Origin of the sequence: Frigoribacterium sp. PhB160, from assembly GCF_003751785.1 — a bacterium.
Lineage (GTDB): Bacteria > Actinomycetota > Actinomycetes > Actinomycetales > Microbacteriaceae > Frigoribacterium.
Genome location: NZ_RKIE01000003.1, coordinates 518,447 through 534,601, shown reverse-complemented (window position 1 = coordinate 534,601; position 16,155 = coordinate 518,447). Strand labels below are relative to the sequence as shown.

At 66.0% G+C, this 16,155-nt stretch carries 12 protein-coding genes; 7 read left to right on the top strand and 5 right to left on the bottom strand.

The features are described 5' to 3' along the window. Positions 1-589: 589 nt before the first annotated feature. The gene (locus tag EDF38_RS15490) at positions 590-2,242 is read right to left on the bottom strand and encodes a hypothetical protein (RefSeq protein WP_123356924.1); all 1,653 of its coding nucleotides are present in this window, start codon (positions 2,240-2,242) and stop codon (positions 590-592) included. Positions 2,243-2,685: 443 nt separating this feature from the next. Between EDF38_RS15490 and EDF38_RS15485 the strand changes: the two genes are divergently transcribed. The 3 genes from EDF38_RS15485 (at position 2,686) to EDF38_RS15765 (ending at position 4,623) form a co-directional block, all read left to right on the top strand. Beyond that, positions 2,686-3,213 carry a hypothetical protein gene (locus EDF38_RS15485; RefSeq protein WP_123356923.1) on the top strand — a complete coding sequence of 176 codons (528 nt, stop codon included), beginning with the start codon at positions 2,686-2,688 and terminating at the stop codon, positions 3,211-3,213. A gap of 114 nt (positions 3,214-3,327) precedes the next feature. Continuing rightward, the gene (locus tag EDF38_RS15770) at positions 3,328-3,915 is read left to right on the top strand and encodes a hypothetical protein (protein ID WP_148061523.1); all 588 of its coding nucleotides are present in this window, start codon (positions 3,328-3,330) and stop codon (positions 3,913-3,915) included. Between the two features lie 441 nt (positions 3,916-4,356). After that, positions 4,357-4,623 (top strand): hypothetical protein, encoded by a 267-nt coding sequence (locus EDF38_RS15765; protein ID WP_148061522.1) that lies wholly within the window; start codon positions 4,357-4,359, stop codon positions 4,621-4,623. A 1,031-nt stretch (positions 4,624-5,654) separates the two neighbouring features. Here the strand turns inward: EDF38_RS15765 and EDF38_RS15760 are convergent. Further along, positions 5,655-6,176: a hypothetical protein gene (locus EDF38_RS15760; RefSeq protein WP_148061521.1), complete on the bottom strand. Its 522-nt coding sequence runs from the start codon at positions 6,174-6,176 to the stop codon at positions 5,655-5,657. A gap of 63 nt (positions 6,177-6,239) precedes the next feature. On the opposite strand from EDF38_RS15760, the gene EDF38_RS15480 reads away from it, so the two are divergent. The 3 genes from EDF38_RS15480 to EDF38_RS15470 all read left to right on the top strand — a co-directional run bounded on the left by EDF38_RS15480 (position 6,240) and on the right by EDF38_RS15470 (position 10,084). Continuing rightward, a complete protein-coding gene (locus EDF38_RS15480; protein ID WP_148061520.1) occupies positions 6,240-6,959 on the top strand; it encodes a RusA family crossover junction endodeoxyribonuclease in 720 nt (239 codons plus the stop codon). Between the two features lie 547 nt (positions 6,960-7,506). After that, entirely contained in the window at positions 7,507-8,268 is a 762-nt protein-coding gene (locus tag EDF38_RS15475) for a DUF4238 domain-containing protein (protein WP_123356919.1), read from the top strand. Positions 8,269-8,386: 118 nt separating this feature from the next. Beyond that, complete coding sequence (locus tag EDF38_RS15470) at positions 8,387-10,084, top strand: hypothetical protein (protein ID WP_148061519.1); 1,698 nt, start codon at positions 8,387-8,389, stop codon at positions 10,082-10,084. A 693-nt stretch (positions 10,085-10,777) separates the two neighbouring features. Here EDF38_RS15470 and EDF38_RS15465 read toward each other — a convergent pair. Both EDF38_RS15465 and EDF38_RS15460 read right to left on the bottom strand, forming a co-directional pair. Continuing rightward, complete coding sequence (locus tag EDF38_RS15465) at positions 10,778-10,954, bottom strand: hypothetical protein (protein ID WP_158613405.1); 177 nt, start codon at positions 10,952-10,954, stop codon at positions 10,778-10,780. A 191-nt stretch (positions 10,955-11,145) separates the two neighbouring features. Continuing rightward, positions 11,146-11,445 carry a hypothetical protein gene (locus tag EDF38_RS15460; RefSeq protein WP_148061518.1) on the bottom strand — a complete coding sequence of 100 codons (300 nt, stop codon included), beginning with the start codon at positions 11,443-11,445 and terminating at the stop codon, positions 11,146-11,148. A gap of 188 nt (positions 11,446-11,633) precedes the next feature. Between EDF38_RS15460 and EDF38_RS15455 the strand changes: the two genes are divergently transcribed. Then, a complete protein-coding gene (locus EDF38_RS15455) occupies positions 11,634-14,264 on the top strand; it encodes an excinuclease ABC subunit UvrA (protein WP_158613404.1) in 2,631 nt (876 codons plus the stop codon). A 275-nt stretch (positions 14,265-14,539) separates the two neighbouring features. Here the strand turns inward: EDF38_RS15455 and EDF38_RS15450 are convergent, their stop codons facing one another. Then, entirely contained in the window at positions 14,540-15,925 is a 1,386-nt protein-coding gene (locus EDF38_RS15450) for a PP2C family protein-serine/threonine phosphatase (RefSeq protein ID WP_123356911.1), read from the bottom strand. Positions 15,926-16,155 lie beyond the last annotated feature (230 nt).

Genomic DNA, 16,155 nt, shown 5'->3' with positions numbered 1-16,155 from the left:
GGCCGGCCGCTGGCATCGTCTCGCCCGTGGGCGTAGCAGTGGTAGGCAATGCCGGCCAGCTCGGGGCGCGAGAGGACGTAGCCAAGGGGCGCAGAGCGCACCCGGCGGACTTGCCACACACCGAACTGTCCCGGTGCCGGCGGCACCGCAAGCGGGTGCGTTGGGATCGGCCGGCGCAGAATCTTCGCTGCTGCCTCTCCCGAGCCTCGTACTCCCACGCGGCCGGAGCGTACGAGCCCCCACCGTCACTAGCGGAAGTGCCTAGTTCCGTTGGTCCTGGAGGTCCATCAGCTGCGCATTGCGAAGCTCCACGGGCCCGAGCCACCTTCTTCAGCGGCACTGGCTTCAGGGCAGACAGCTGCGCGTGCTTCTCGAGCGCCTGGATGAGGTCCTTTGCGGCCGCGTCGATCCTCTTCGTCTTGCGTTCCTAATACCCCCGCCAGGTAAACGACTAGTTCAGCCCTGCACCCTCAATACCCGCGGCGGCGCCGCTCACGATCTAGTGCGAGTTACGTTGATCGGCCATCTCGACGCAGCGGGATTCAGACGATTCCGGCCCACAAGACGTCTTGGTGGTCAGTGACCAGCCCTAGAGCCCAGTCTTTGGGCCCCGGGAGGAGCGCACCTTGGCGGTGGTGTTGCCGCGCCCATCGGTCTGGGACGCAAGCCGGCCGTAGCCGTCGTAGGTGAAGGCCTTGGTTTGAAGGCTCGTGCCGGTGACGGGGGTGATGCTGGCGAGCTGCTTGGTGGCGGCGGTGTAGCCGTAGACGGTCTTGTTGCTGCCGTTACCCGGGGCAGATGCGGTCGCAACGGTGCCGTCGGTGTTGTACGTCAAGGTCGCCGTAGCGCCGGAAGCGTCAGAGCTAGCGAGGGCGTTCCCGGCACCGTTAAAAGTGGTCAGGGACCGGTTACCGGCGTCATCGGTCGTCGAGGCCGGCAGATACGCCGTCGCCGCCGTCGATCCGTAGGTCGTCTGCGACTTAGCCCCGTTGGGGCCTGTGGTCGAGGTGCGGGAGTTGCCGCCGTTGGCGCCATACGCACCAGTCGTGGTCCCCGCCCCGGTAGCACCAGCGACACCCGTCGTGGACGAGAGGACGTCGGCATTGCCGGTGTACGTCGCCGTCCGCTCACGACCGGCGGCATCGACGGCCTTGTTCACGACCTTCTGGGTCGAGTTGATTGTATACGTCGTCCGCGGCACAGCCGTGATCGCCAGCGTGCTGTCCGTGTTCGGACCCGCGACCAGAGTCTGCGTGGCCGACGCGTAGGACAGCCGGGTGGTCGAGGTACCGGGAGAACCGGCGGTGGTGTTCAGCTGGTCGACCCGGGCGACTTTGTGGGTGGTGCCGTCGTAGTTGATGTTGGTCACAGCGCCGGTGTTGGAGGTGATCTTCGTCAGATCACGCCCGGAGTACCCGAAGGTCGTGGTCTTGCCCTGGGCATCAACGAAGGAGGTCAGGTTCGAGGAGGAGTCCTTGACGTACTTCACCGATCGCGAGGTCGACGCGTTCGCGGTCTGCGTCACGGTCAAGGTGGTGCCGCTGTAAGCCAGTGCCGCGGTGCGGGCGGCGGTCGGGCCGGCGGTCGACACCACGGAGGTGGGCTGACCGCTGGCGTAGCCGATGCTCGTGGAGTTGCCGTTGCGGTCAGCGACCGCGGTTGCCTTCCCGTCAGCGTCGAAGGTCACGACCTGGCGGGAGGTCCGGTCCGTGAGGGTGTAGCCGGTGGTTCCAGTCTTGGTCAGGTCCTGCTTGAACCCAGCTGGAGACGTGTACGCGGTCGCCGAACCGGAAACGGGCACGAACTGCCACGTGACCCCGTCGGCTCCCGTGTAGACGATGTTCGATCCGACGAGGGAAAGACTGCCGGCCCCCGCGAGGCTGTAGGCCCAGTTGTTCGCAGCGCTGGTGGTTGTGGCACCGGTCTGCCAGCCGAGGGAGTTGTAGCTCGCCCCGATCGGGATCGTGGAGTTCACCCCCGGAAGCGACAGTGCCGTGGTGGACAGCAGCAGGTTGCCGGTGACGACATCAACCGAGGCTTGCACCTGATCGCTGAGGGCGAAGGGCAAGGAAGTGGCTGACGGGCGTTGGCCGGTGAGCCCGACGGTGGTGGGCCCCGTCGGGATGGCCGCCTGGGCGGTTTGGGCGACGCCGCCGACGAGGGCAGCGCAGGTGATCCCAACGAGGGCTGCCCTTGCGGCAAACCTCGTTCCGGGACGAGATGGACGGGTGGCAAGACGCATGAGAAACCCCCGAGTGTGTGATCGGTATGAAACCAACACGTCTCGTCGAGAGGGACCGGGCTGTGCTGGGTGAAACCATGGCCCGAGTCCGCGTCATCACTGACGCCAGCAGCCCCAAACCGCACAGTACGGCCACTCTCGCCAGAGATTGTGACACTCGAATGGGGGCCATTTCGAACAATCCTCATTGGCGTTGAGGTGTCACCCGCATGGGCCACCCCCCGCTCACCCCCGCAGCCAAAGCAAGGCCCGAGTCGAGGACATATTCCGGATAGCTCACAAAGAGACCCAATGCGGGGCCGGCCACGCCGGTGCCCAAGTTCCGTCGTAATCGCCTGCCGTGATTGTGGGGGCGCAGATTAGTCGTGAGGCGCGGACCGGCCCCTCCCGCTAGGACGCCTCATGGAAGCGACCGAACGGTATGTTTCGGCTACTGTTCGGTCATGGACCACAGAGACCTGATTCTCGAAGCAGCGAAGACGCTGACCATCCGCGAGGTGAGCGTGCCCGACCCGCACGACGCGACCGCCGCCGCCGGGCTCGCTGACACCGACGTCATCGACCCGTTCCCCTCCCGCGCGGCGCTAATGGCCGAGCTCGCCGTCAGTACCATCACGACGATTGACGCAGCCGTGCAGGCCGGCGCTGCCGAAGGGCGAGCTGCCCGGACATGGCTCGAGCCCTCCCTGGAGCCGGAGGGAGCCATCGCACTCTACCGTGCCCTCGCCCAGGCGCACCGTCTCGACCACGAGCCCGACACCGACGCCGCGGCCCCGTTCCGGGACGCCCTTGCGCGATGGGAAGGGCTCATCGCAGCCGAGTGCGGCGACCCTGACCGTGCACGCTTGATCCGCCTGACGGGTGACGGGCTCGCCGCAGGTGTCGCCGTCGGCAGCGAAGGGGCCCCCGCGGGCGCCGAGCAGGACGCACTCATCGACGCGGTCCTAGACGACCCAGGAGCCAACCCGTGATGACGCGCGGGCAATGGAGATGCTCCATGTGCTCAGAATGACTCGAGTCCTCCAGGCTCAACTTCACGTGCCGCCCGTCCGGTCGTTGCCACTCCCCCACAAGGCGGTGCTGGGGTGGACGTAACGGGCCCGTTCATTCTTGCCGCTGGCTCTTTGGCGGTCGCCATCGTCACTGTGACGACGACGGCGTGGGATCGACGACGGCAGGCCCGATCAGCTGACCAGCAGCGGCGCCTCGAGATGGTCCGGGAAGTCATCCGCAGCCTTGAAGCCGTGGCACGCCGACAAGCTCGCCCCATTTACGGCCGGCTCTGGGCCAACCATGCCCTGGAGTTTGCCCTCGCGGCCGCCAATTTGAGGCTGCTCACCACCAAGTCCGAGGAGGTCCTGGTGATCTGGCTCAACGGCGAAGTTGGCCGAATGCGTGCGGCCCGCTCAGATCGCGCCGCAACTCGCATCGGAGTTGAAGCCGCAAATGAGCTCGCGTCGTGGCTCAGCGGGGCTCGGACTTTGACCTGGTTTGCTCAAGAAGTAGCGGCACGCAAACCGCAACGAAAATCGTGGCTGCGACCATTCGTGAACAGTGCCGAACTCGTGTTGGTGACTCTTGTCATGAGCGCCACAGCTGGCAGTGTTCTCGGTGGAGCCGCTTGGCTGGAAGGCAAGTTGTCCGCCAGTCGTCCTCGACGCAGATCCCGGTGATCTAGGCACCCTGGTAGAAGCCGGAACCGGATCAGCTGTTCTCGCCCTGCAGCTGTCTGGACGCCTGCGTAGGCACTAGCTGTCGCCTCGCTGAGCCGAGGCGAGGCGAGGCGAGGCGAGGCGAGGCGAGGCGCGATAATTCCGAAGACTTACCGCCTGTGTCGGGCCATCGAAAACCAAAGAGGCCAGCAGCTAAGTAGCTGCCGGCCTGTCAAATGGAGCTCGACTACAGGCATACGCGACTCCGCAGGCCAGGCGCCACTTGACCGAAGCCGACCCAAAAGCAGCTCGAGAAGGTGTCCCGGCGAACGACCGCCTATCGGACGGGCACCTTCGGCAGGTTCCCGCAAGACCTTCCTCTTACGAAACACGTTTTTCGCCAGCCGGCGCTCGGTCGCATCCAGTGGCCACATTTCTGGTGGCAGCCAATAAGGTCGGGGCATGGATGAGACACTTTCGCTTTTGCAGCAAATGCCACAGGTCACCGAAGCGTGGGAGGAGCGCACGTACCGCGTCTACTGGAATAACCGAGAGATCGTCGTCACCATGTCTGACCAAGGCCCTCATGCCGGCATCGCGCGCTACAGCGCATCTGTCCAGGACGCCCGCGGAACGTTGCCCACCAAAAGCAATGGAAATCCCGCTGGGACTCCCGAAGGGGCGCTGGACAACGTCCACTGGAGCAGGTTCACCACTTCGCTTGATTAGGTGACTCCGAGAGCGGGGCGCACAAGGCACTCGTTGCGCTTGCACGGAGGGATTGGCACCCGATAATGCATCATGTGCATGCACAGACCAGTCCACTCCCGCGGCTACCTCTTCTAGTCGCGCCGCTCTCCCGAGCACGCTTGAGACACGCTGGCCAAATCGCCGAGCTCCTCGCTTTCGCGTTTGTACGTCACGGGAAACCGACAGCGAAGGGCCTAGAGAAGAACCTGGTCTGGATGGCCGTCCCGTGGATGTTCATCAATACCCTTGCGGGAATTCTCGTGGGTCAGTTCTGGTGGCGACCTGGGGTCGCCCTTCAGCTCGAAGACAGACGCCCTGCCAGCCGGGCCCGCAACATTCTCCGGGGTCCCGCGCTGGTTGGCGGCTTCGTCACACTGGTCTTCTTAGCCCTGATCTTGCTAGTCAAAGCCGGTGCGTCTCCGTGGATCCTGACCGCCGCCGCCGGGGCTGCTGCCGCCCTCGGGGTCTTAATCGTTGCCTCCTCCGCCCTGTTCCTCATCAGCTTGGGCGTGGCCGGTCGGGACCGACGCCGAGCACGGCGGGCAGCAGGCTTTAGCCACTCAAAAGGAAGCAGAGGCACAGAACTCACGAAACCGCCGCGGGCACCGCAGTGGAAGGTCTCGTATCTTGCCGGTGATCCTCGCATGCAAGGCACTAGCGCCCTCCTCGCTGCGACCGTAACCCTCAAGAGCCACATTCCCGCCGGGCACATCGTCGAGACGGTAGCCGCAACGCCGGCACTTATCCGTCTCTACAAGCAAAGAGGCTTTGTGCAGTGGCACGAGAAATCTCTAGCCATGTGGGCTAGAGCCCCTGGCCCCAGCTGACGTACACCCACACGGTAGGCGCCCTCTGGGGTTGACACCCCTGAGGCGCGGGCCTTCGCTTACACAGCGCGGTTAGGCGATGCTGCGATGCTGCAGCCGCGTGGACAGCAGCTCCGTGAGCCCCCGGAGAGGCGTCGATGCGATGATCTCGGCCACGAAGGCAGCGACAAACGTCTGCGTCACCTACCGCGCGTCACTACACACTGGAGCATCGGCCGGGAACTCAAGACCGTGAAATTCGCTGTAGTGCGCGTCAGCGCTTCCCTTCGAATCCATGTTGGGGATTCGCTGCCAGAGCGGGTAACGGTCACCTGAATCGAGCTTGACGTAATCGGGAAGCCCGTACGCTTCAATGGTTCCAGACAGGTGAAGGGGACCTTGAAGGAAATGGACATGGACCGTGGTCTTCGGCCCGAACGGCTCGACCTCCCCATTCCACCTGTCCCCCTCGACGTTGAACCAATTGCCGACAAAATAGCCGCGCGTGCGCAGCGCCTGCCCCGCTTCTTCGTGCGGGTGAAATGAGCGCTCCTGCGTTGGCAGAACAATGGGATCTCCGACCAGTTCGCCGTTCTCTGCATAGAGCGTCACGACCCAGACTCCGTGCGAAGCGTTGACCGGGACGTCGCGATTAAGGACAACTGATACAGCTATCTTTTCTGTCATAAGTCGAGGATAGGTCGCCTCGTCACTGATGGTGGCCACGCCCTCATCAAAAGTTAGGGGGCAGGGCAAGTCTGACCCCGCCGCGAGAGAAGGCTACGCACCGTGTCGATCAACGAAGGCATCAATGCCGAGCTCCACACCTTGCCTGACGAAGCGCCTGCCCAGGAACGACTCGGGGCTGTGTTCCGCGCATACTCGCACGCCACCAACGATCCGCTGCCCGCGGACCCCAGCACGGAGCAACGCAAGGCAGTCGTGTCCTGGCTCCGCGCTCAGGACGACCTCCTAGCCCTGTCAACCTTGGGTATGACACGCTTGCTCAGCCGAGGCTTTCTAGTCCACACCACCACCTCGAGCAAAGCGACGCGGCTCGTTCAATTCGCCTGCCCGACCTGCGGCCCTCGCGAGCGACACTTCCCCGTGGACGTTGACCCCTGGTCCGCCCAAGCCAACAAGCTGAAAGTCGCTATCCGTGAGGGCGTCACCACACAGCTGGCAAAAGGCCACGGTGGCAGATCCATGCCGATGATCCCCAGCGGACCCGTGTGTCTGTCGATCGTCGCCGTGGTCCCCATGGCCGGCGGACGCGTCAAAAAAGACGTCGACAACCTTGTCAAGGGCCTCATCGACGCGATGTCGGGCATCATCTATAACAACGATGATCAGGTCCAGTGCCTCACAGTTCGTCGGCTCGAGTACTCGGGCACGCGCGGCCACTACATGGTGGGTGTTCGACGCGCAGAGAATCTGAGCGACGACATTATCGACGAAGACCCTGACGGCGCGACGATCGTCTGGGCGCCGCGTCACAACGCCCCTTAAGCGCACCCTCCGTCGCCATCGCAATGAGCCAAGCCTTCGACGTCAGCCCGTCGCAACCTTCAAGGAGTTGACGAGGCTTGTTCTTCTGACTTTCACACGCCGTGGCATCAACCGCCTATGGCGTGTCGGGAGCCCCGGGTACCAGGCAGCGCCGACGCAGCCGGCACCGCGGGAGCGCGGGAGCGCAGCGACCTCGAGCGCAGCGAGTGCCGGTGTTGCGCGATGTGCTCCCGGACAAGGTGTGGGACCTGGTCGGTCCGTTCTTCAGATCAGTAAAACATCGCGGTCGGTCGGTGGATCGTCGAACAATGGTCGAAGGGACGATCTGGCGATTTCGGGCCAGCGTTTTGGCATGGTGCGTCGGGGGTTGAGCACCTCGTCTATCGGACACCGCCTAGCCGGCCGTCCCAGAAACCCGGGCTGCTTGGAAACTCTGTTTGGACAGGGTGGGGTTTCGGCACGCCAACGGGACATCCGAAAGGGACCGGGCCGGAATCAACCGTCTGTGGGCCGTGGCAAAAAGAGCTGTGCGCCATAGGGTGCGACTATGGCTGAAGAAGAAGTCCGTCGAGCGCATACCCTGACTAAGGCGTACATCCGAGCATGGGCTGACGAGCGCAACCGGGTGGACGTCATCGACATGGGCCGGAACCACGGCTACCCGTCATCGGTGAACAATGCCACGGTTCACAGCTATGCGTATGAACCGAACGTGCTGAATCGAAATCTCGAGAAGGAATACTCCAAGATCGAGAGCCACGGGATGCAGGCCATTGCGAAGCTTCGTGGTCAAGACCCGGAGTTGGACGCCGAGACGTTGGCCGCCATGATCGCCTTTCTCGATATGTACCTCGACCGTGGCCGCTATGCCGATCAAACAGGCGTCCGCACGCCAGCCGTCCTCATAAGAACAAACGGAACGACTGAGGATGTCGAGTTCAATGCCGCAGACCGGCTCCTGCTGTCCCAGTCGATGAAAGACGTGGTGCGCTTAAACGCGCTCGGGCTCGAATCATGGGCTTGGCAGGTTCTTCCGGGTGAGTTCGTCACCGGAGACGGTGCAGTGCTTCTGTTTCGTGAAACCAAGCGTTCAGACCTCTGCACGGTAGCGTTCCCGCTCTCGCCCACACAACTCCTTCTGATCGGAAAGCCGTTAGACGGTCCTGTGGCTCTCAACCCGCTAATTGCGAGCAAGAGCCGGCGATGGCTTCTTGGTCGCCCGGGAACCCTGCGAAAAGGAAGTCTTATGCCCATCGATGAATTGACTAGTGCGCTGACGAATTCTTCTGGAAGTGTCTCAAAAGCGTAAGCAACCGCACACGCGGCATCTAGGCGTACCTCATGCCATGCCCCCTGGTCCCCAAAACTCCAGAACAAATCGCTTGCGCTGAACCCTCGGCCGGGCGTCGCACGCGACAATGGGAACCATGATGGTCAACTGGGAGAGGGAACCGGGCGAACGCGTCGAAGACTTCGCGGCGGCCTACCTCCTGCTGCGTGCCGGACGCGGCAACCAAATTCGCCCATCGCAAGGCGACCGAGGAATCGACGTCCAGATCCCCAGTGCCGGCGGCTGGGAGATTTTCCAGGTGAAGCGATTCGCCACAAATTTATCGGCATCGGCAAAACAGCAGATTAAAGAGTCGTGGGACCGCTTTACGAAGGAAGTGATCCCAACGCGAGACATCAAGTCGTGGTCGCTGGTGCTCCCCCTCGAACCAACGCCGCAAAACGAGATCTGGTTCGAGGAGCTGACTGTCGGCGCCGATTTCGAGATCAACTGGGTGGGCAGGGCCTTGCTGGACGCTTGGGCCGCTGACAGCCCGAAGTTAGCGGCCTACTTCTTCGGGGGCGGTGAGGACCGCATGCACGAACTTATGGCTACCGCTTTGTCGGGCGGCCAGCAACCGCAGGGTGAAGGGGACCCTCTCCTCGCCTCGATTCAAGAGCGGATGCAGGCTCTAGGTGCGTCCCTAGATGAGGTCGACCCCTTCTACCATTACGAACTTGAACTTCGAGCTGGGAACATCAGTGATCTCTCGCCCGAGGAGTCGATGACTCAGGTCGAACGACCAGGTCTCATGCTCTCCACCTTGGAGCAAGTCAGCGAGAACCAATACCTCGTTACGCACGTGATCGCCCGCTCTGAGGTCTCCGCCGAGCTAAGACCCATTAGAGGCACGTACAACTTCACCGCGGCAACCCCAGAGGAGAGGGAAGCGCTGGAACGGTGGATGTACTACGGCGCTCCCCTGCATGAAGCGACCGGCACCGTGGTCAAGACAGAGGGCCCTCCGGGAACAACATTGGGGCAGTCGTCGGCTGCAACCGCCTGGATTGTCACACCTCTAGGTGACGACACGCTTCCGCCGCTAGAGGTTCGGTTGGTCACGCCCGACGGGTCTACGTTGCTCACCCTCCCCGTTACTGCCGCAACCCGCTCGTGGGGTGTACGAGGCAGTGGGCTTTGGTTGCGAGTTGAGGTCGGTCCCGCCGCCGCATTCGAGTACTTTGTCGGTGCCGAAGGGCGCCACGATGAGATTGTGATCAAGACTGACACCGCGACGGGGGCTGCCCCGTCGGTTGCCTTACCGGCTGTCGAGTTAATCGCAAGGCTGCCGGGGAACTCCTTGCAGCTCGCCGTGCAAGCAGGCCAGGTCGTCATGCCTCCTTTTGAATTCGACGACAATTACATGTCGGCTGCTGCGAAGAGCTTTGGGAAGCTCGTCAGGGCCCTGTCCGTACTGCAACGCCACACCTTCTCCCGGGTCACTATCCCGAGGCTCGATGACCTGTCGGCTGACAAAGCTCAACGTATTTTGCGTATGGCGGCTCTCCTGGACGGGCAGCGTGTGACCGGGACGTTCTCTGCTTACCCGGTGTCAGACGATGAATTCTTTGCAGGGTGGGATGAGAAGGAACGTCCACTCATTATCGAAAGGCCCGTTGGCGTCGAGATCGGCGGAACAACCTATGAAACGCAGATGATCGAGCGTCAGCATCTGGAGTCTGTCTGGCTGGATCGAAGCACTAGCCCGCAAACGCTGCGGGCTGGTTCGAGCAAGGTCATTTGGTCAGAAGCCGTGCCGCGTGCCAACTCTTCAGAAGATGAAAACGCGGAGTGAAGTGGCACGCCAGGCCGCCCTTCACGGCCGTCTAGGTGTTCTCAGCCCTCAGGTTGCTAGTGCTTTGGCGGTAAGTACGACGTGATCTTGGATGCCTGCAGGTTCAGCTCGCCGATGGTTTTCTTCGAGCAGCTCGTGTAGGTGAATTCTCGTACCGCGCCGGTGTGGGTGTGCGGGGATCCGGCGATACGAGGCGCCGCGTCCTCGCCAAGCGACGCGAGCCCTCTCCATACGCGCGAACGATATGCCCTGGGTTAGACAGACTCTGGCTTGTGCACAAAAAGCCAGGGCCTGCCCTCGAATATGTCACAACCCGCAGCTCATTGGGCCGTTGCGTGTTCGACGTCTACGCGCACTGCCGCGACGAGGGAGGCCGCCGGCTGTAGCTGCGGAGGTTCGACACTCTCAAAGCTGCCGTCGCCTGGACGGTGAAGCATGAGGCGGGGGTCCGAGCTCTGGTCGAGCGCAAGTTAGCCGGAGCCCGAGGCGTGGCCGGGGACGGTCGAGGCACGGGGACTTGATTCGATGCTGCCACCATTCCAGTCATAGCTCCCCTGGGAGCTGACGCGGTGCAGCTGGTCGCAATAGGTGACCGCCTGACGGGCAGTGAGAACATCCTGATGGCCGTGGTCGCGCCGCGATCGCCACGAGGGGTGATGCAGCCGCCGCAAGACGCCCCCGGCTCGAACGAACCTACTTCGAGCGTCGGCGCCGAGCGATGTGGGCAACCAAGGCCACGAGAGCCATGAGAAGCCCCACAACGCCCAGAACAAGACCAACCAGGTACATCAGACCGGCGCCATAATTGACCCCCGGGCCGGTGTCCATCTCGTTCAAGCGATCGGCGAGAACGACGACGACGAATGCCATTGCCAGGAACACTGTTGCCAGGCGATGCATGACTGTTGACATTTTGATGGCGGGCCCCGTTGTCTCTATGCGTTCTTCGCGCGATGACCGAGACAGTAAAGACCGCGCAGGGGTGATGTGCGCTGTCGAACCTCACAGCATTGTTACGGTGACACCGCCGCGAGGCGGGTCCGTCAGCCCTTCGACTCCCGTTACTCCTCGTGCGCGATGCTGTTGGAGCCCCTCACACGGGTCATGAGCACCTCCAACTCCGCCCGCTGCCTCATCAGGTGCAAGAAGTCGTCCAGAGCGTCCGACAGGTTCTCGTACGTGCGGATGCTGGTCGTCATGACGGCCGCCCGCTCACTGGTGAAGAAAGATGTCCAGACACCGTCTCGTTCGGTGAGGACGAGCGCGTCCATCTCGTTGGCGTGACCGTCACCGATCACGTACCGGAACCGGTCGAGCCCTTCGGCCTCGATCGTGGCCACGGTGGCCTCGACTGTCGTCATGTCTCCCCGATCCGTCACCGTGACACCACTCTGCTCCGTGGCGCCGCTCGGGTTCCGCACGGGACGACGCTCGTCGCGACGACCGGTGACGCGACTCCCTGACCGTCGTCGGCCCGACCACGCGCAGCGGCGCGAGCCTAGGCTCGGGAGGTCGCCGTGACGGGGGCTGAGACAGGGAGACGACCGGCATGGCAGCGAAGAAGACGAGCACCACCAGCACAAGCACCACGACGAAGGCCAGCGCGCGAGACACCGACCGCGACCAGCAGCCCCGCCTCGACCGCATCGAGGTGCGCGGCGCCCGCGAGCACAACCTGCGCGACGTCGACCTCGTCATCCCGCGCGACGCCCTCGTCGCGTTCACCGGCGTCAGCGGCTCGGGCAAGAGCTCGCTCGCCTTCGGCACCCTCTACGCCGAGGCCCAGCGCCGCTTCTTCGAGTCGGTCGCTCCCTACGCCCGCCGCCTCATCGACCAGGTCGGCGCCCCCGACGTCGACGCCATCGACGGCCTGCCGCCCGCGGTCGCTCTCCCCCAGCAGCGCTCCGGCGGCACCGCCCGCTCGACCGTCGGCAGCGCCACCACGCTCGCCAACGTCGTCCGCATGTTCTTCTCCCGCGTCGGCGAGTACCCCGAGGGCGCCCCGATGCTGCTCGCCGAGGACTTCTCGCCCAACACCGTCCAGGGCGCCTGCCCCACCTGCCACGGCCTGGGCCGCGTCTACGACGTGCCCGAAGAACTGATGGTGCCCGACGACAGCCTCTCCATCCGCGACCGCGCCCTCGCCGCGTGGCCCTCCGCCTGGCACGGCAAGCAGCTGCGCGACAGCCTCGTCTCGCTCGGCTACGACATCGACGTGCCGTGGCGCGACGTGCCCCGCGACCAGCAGCTCTGGGCGCTGTACACCGACGAGTCGCCGCAGGTGCCGATCTACCGCGACCTCACCCCGGCCCAGACACGCGCGGCCGTCGCCGCGGGTCAGGAGCCGTCGTACATGAGCACCTTCCTCGGCGTGAAGCGCTACGTGCTCGACACGTTCGCCGGATCGAAGAGCGCCCGGATGCGCGAGAAGGCCTCCGAGTTCATGGTCAGCGTCGCCTGCGACACCTGCCACGGCAAGCGCCTCCGCCCCGACGCCCTCGCCGTCACCGTCGAGGGGCACGACATCACCGAGATCGCGGGCATGCCGCTCGACGACGTGGCCGGCCTCATGGAGGCGGTGCTCCGGCCGGAATGGCACACCGCGCCTCCCCTGGCTCTCGAGAAGCGGCGTGCGGCGCAGCAGCTCGCCGCCGACGTCATCGCCCGCCTCGCGCCCATCCGCGACCTCGGCCTCGGCTACCTCTCGCTCGACCGCACCACCCCCACGCTTTCCTCCGGCGAGCTGCAGCGCATGCGCCTCGCCACCCAGGTGCTCTCGCGCCTCTTCGGCGTCGTGTTCGTGCTCGACGAGCCGTCCGCCGGCCTGCACCCCTCCGACGCGGAGGCGCTGATCGGCATCCTGCGCAGCCTCCAGCGGTCGGGCAACACCGTCTTCTTCGTCGAGCACTCGCTCGACGTGATCCGCGAGGCCGACTGGATCGTCGACATCGGCCCCGGCGCCGGCACCGAGGGCGGCACCGTCGTCTACTCGGGCCCGCTCGACGGCCTCCGCGACGTGCCGGAGTCGGTCACCCGCGACTACCTCTTCGGCGACCGCGCCGACGCCCCCGTCGGCGAGCTCGTCCGCCGACCCGGCGACGACCGGCTCGAGCTGCGCGACGTCACCCGCAACAACCTCCGCGGCGTCTCGGTCACCCTGCCGCTCGGCGCGTTCACCGCCGTCACCGGCGTCTCCGGCTCGGGCAAGTCGACCCTCGTCACCCACGCCCTGCCCGACCTGCTGCGCACGAGCCTCGCGACCCAGGTCGCCGACGACGACGCGGCCGACGACGAGCCGGCCGACACGACGCTCGACCCGCTGCTCGCGACGGGCTCGGCGACCGCCCCGACGACGGGACGCGCCGAGGGTCCGGAGGCGCGCCTCCGGCGGGTGGTCCAGGTCAGCCAGAAGCCCATCGGTCGCACCCCCCGCTCGAACGTCGCGACCTACACCGGCCTCTTCGACCGCATCCGCGCGCGCTTCGCCGCGACGCCCGAGGCCAAGCGCCGCCGCTACGGCGCCAGCCGCTTCTCGTTCAACCTGCCCGCCGGACGCTGCCCCGTCTGCAAGGGAGAGGGGACGATGGAGGTCGAGCTGCTCTTCCTGCCGACCGTCCACGCGACCTGCAGCGCCTGCGGAGGCACCCGCTACGCCGCCGACACCCTCGAGATCGAGCTCGACGGCGCGACCGTCGCCGACGTGCTCGCCATGACCGTGACGCGCGCCCGCGAGTTCTTCGCCGACGACGACGAGGTCGCCCGCCACCTCGACGCCCTGCTCGACGTCGGCCTCGGCTACATCTCGCTCGGCCAGTCGGCGACCGACCTCTCGGGCGGCGAGGCCCAGCGCGTCAAGCTCGCCACCGAGCTGCGCCGCGGCCAGCGCGGCGACACGCTCTACCTGCTCGACGAGCCGACCTCGGGGCTGCACCCCGCCGACGCCGACCGGCTCATCGGCCACCTGCAGCACCTCGTCGACACGGGCAACACCGTCGTCATCGTCGAGCACGACATGCGCGTCGTCGCCCAGGCCGACTGGGTCGTCGACCTCGGGCCCGACGCCGGCGACGCGGGCGGGCAGGTCATGGCGCAGGGCACGCCCGAGCAGGTCGCGGCGCACGGGACGAGCCGGACGGCGCCGTTCCTGCGCGCGGCGCTCGGCGGGGGCGCGAAGGACTGAGCCGAGGGCTGGGGCCGGCCGGAGGCGCGGGCCCGGTCGCCGACGCCGGTCGCGTCGTGACCGCGGGGCCCGGACGCAGTGGTGGGGCCGGCATCGCGTACCCCTACGCGGCGGCCCCACCCCCGACGACCAGGACCCGAATCCGTGCCGTCGGCTCGGACGGCCTTCACCGCCCGGTTGGCGCCGAACATACGCCGCTCAGCCCGGGAACAGCAGGAGAGTCGTTCGACGGCGAGAGAACCCGGCGTCTCGCGCGGGCCTGCGGACCGTGACGCTCAGGCCGACCAGGTGCCCGACGCCGTCGGCAGGGCGGCGGGCAGGCCGCCGTCCTCGGGCACGCGGCGCACGGCCAGCACCGTGACGTCGTCGTCGTGGCCCTGCTCGCGGGCGAGCGTCGCCAGCGCGTCGACGACGGCCGTCGGGCGCATGTCGGCCTGGGCGAGCGCGGTGATGCGGTCGAACGTGTCGAGCCCGCCGCCGAAGAGGTCGAGCACGCCGTCGCTGAAGCTGACGACGAGGTCGCCGGGCTCGAGGGTCGTCGCGTGGGTCTGCCACTCGTCGTCGATGCCGAGGCCGAGCGGCAGGTTCGTCGCGGCGAGGCGCTCGCTCGGGCCGTCCTCGCGGATCACGAGGGTGAGGCCGTGGCCGGCGTCGGCCCAGAGCAGCTGGTCGCCGCGCACCCGGGCGTGGAAGAGGGTCGTGAAGACGACGGCCCGCTCGTCGAGGTCGGACGACAGACCCTCGGAAGCGCGGACGATCGCCGTCCCGGGGTCGCGGTCCCGACGCGAGCTGCGCACCGCCGCACGGACCGCCGCCGCGATGAGGCCGGCGCCGACGCCCTTGCCCATCACGTCGCCGACCGTCAGCGCGAAGCCGTCGTCGGTCGGGTACCAGTCGAAGAAGTCGCCGCCGACCGTCGCCGAGGGCAGGCAGGCCCCCGCCATCGACCAGCCGGGCGTCGCGAACGCGGTGCCGGGCAGCAGCGAGCGCTGCACGTCGGCGGCGTCGTTGATCTCGGCCTGCACCTTCTCTTCGCGGGCCTGTGACAGCCGCAGCTGCGCGCCGGCCTGGCGGCTGAGCTCGTTGATGACGGCGGCGAGGCACCCGTAGACGATGATCACGACGGAGAGACGCGTGAGCTCGGTGATGCGGTCGCCGGCGCCGAGTCCCGCGACGAACGGCGTGAGGATGACGAGCGCGGTGCCGAGCATCGCGTAGACGACGTGGCGACGGCCCTCCTCCGCGGCGAACCAGACGAGCGGCATGACGAGCAGCGCGGTGAAGATCGAGGCCGACGATCCGGTCGACCAACGGAGGATCCCGAGGGCGACGAAGTCGAGGGTCGGCACGAGCATCGCCCACGCCGCCAGGGTGCCCGAGCGCGCGGTGACGACGGCGGCCCAGACGGTCGCGATGAGCGTGACGACGAGGCTGATGACGAGGCCCGAGTAGCTCGTGACGACGAGCTCGGGCACGGTGAGCGAGAGGCCGATCGCGAGCACGACGAGCAGCAGCGACGGCGCCTGCTTGACGAGCGGCGAGAGCGAGTAGCGACGGAACACGGCTCGGGCGCCGCCGCCGGCACGACCGGGCGCGGCGGAGCGGTCGCCGTCGTCGCCGGGCTCGACGCGGGGCGCCGAGGTGATGAGGGAGGAAGTCACGGGTTCTCCTGATCGAGAGCGAGGGCACGAGGGTGTGCCTGGTGCGGCTCTCGTCCAACTAGCTCATTGAACAAGCATCTCGATCAGACAACCATCCCCACATCAGGTGTCGTGGAACCTCCGGAGGCGCGGCATCGGCCCCGACGACCGGTCGCCCCGCCTGCGACCTGAGTCGCAAGGCAGGTCCCGACCTCCGCCCCCTGTGGCGCCGCGGCCGAGCGGCGAGCGTG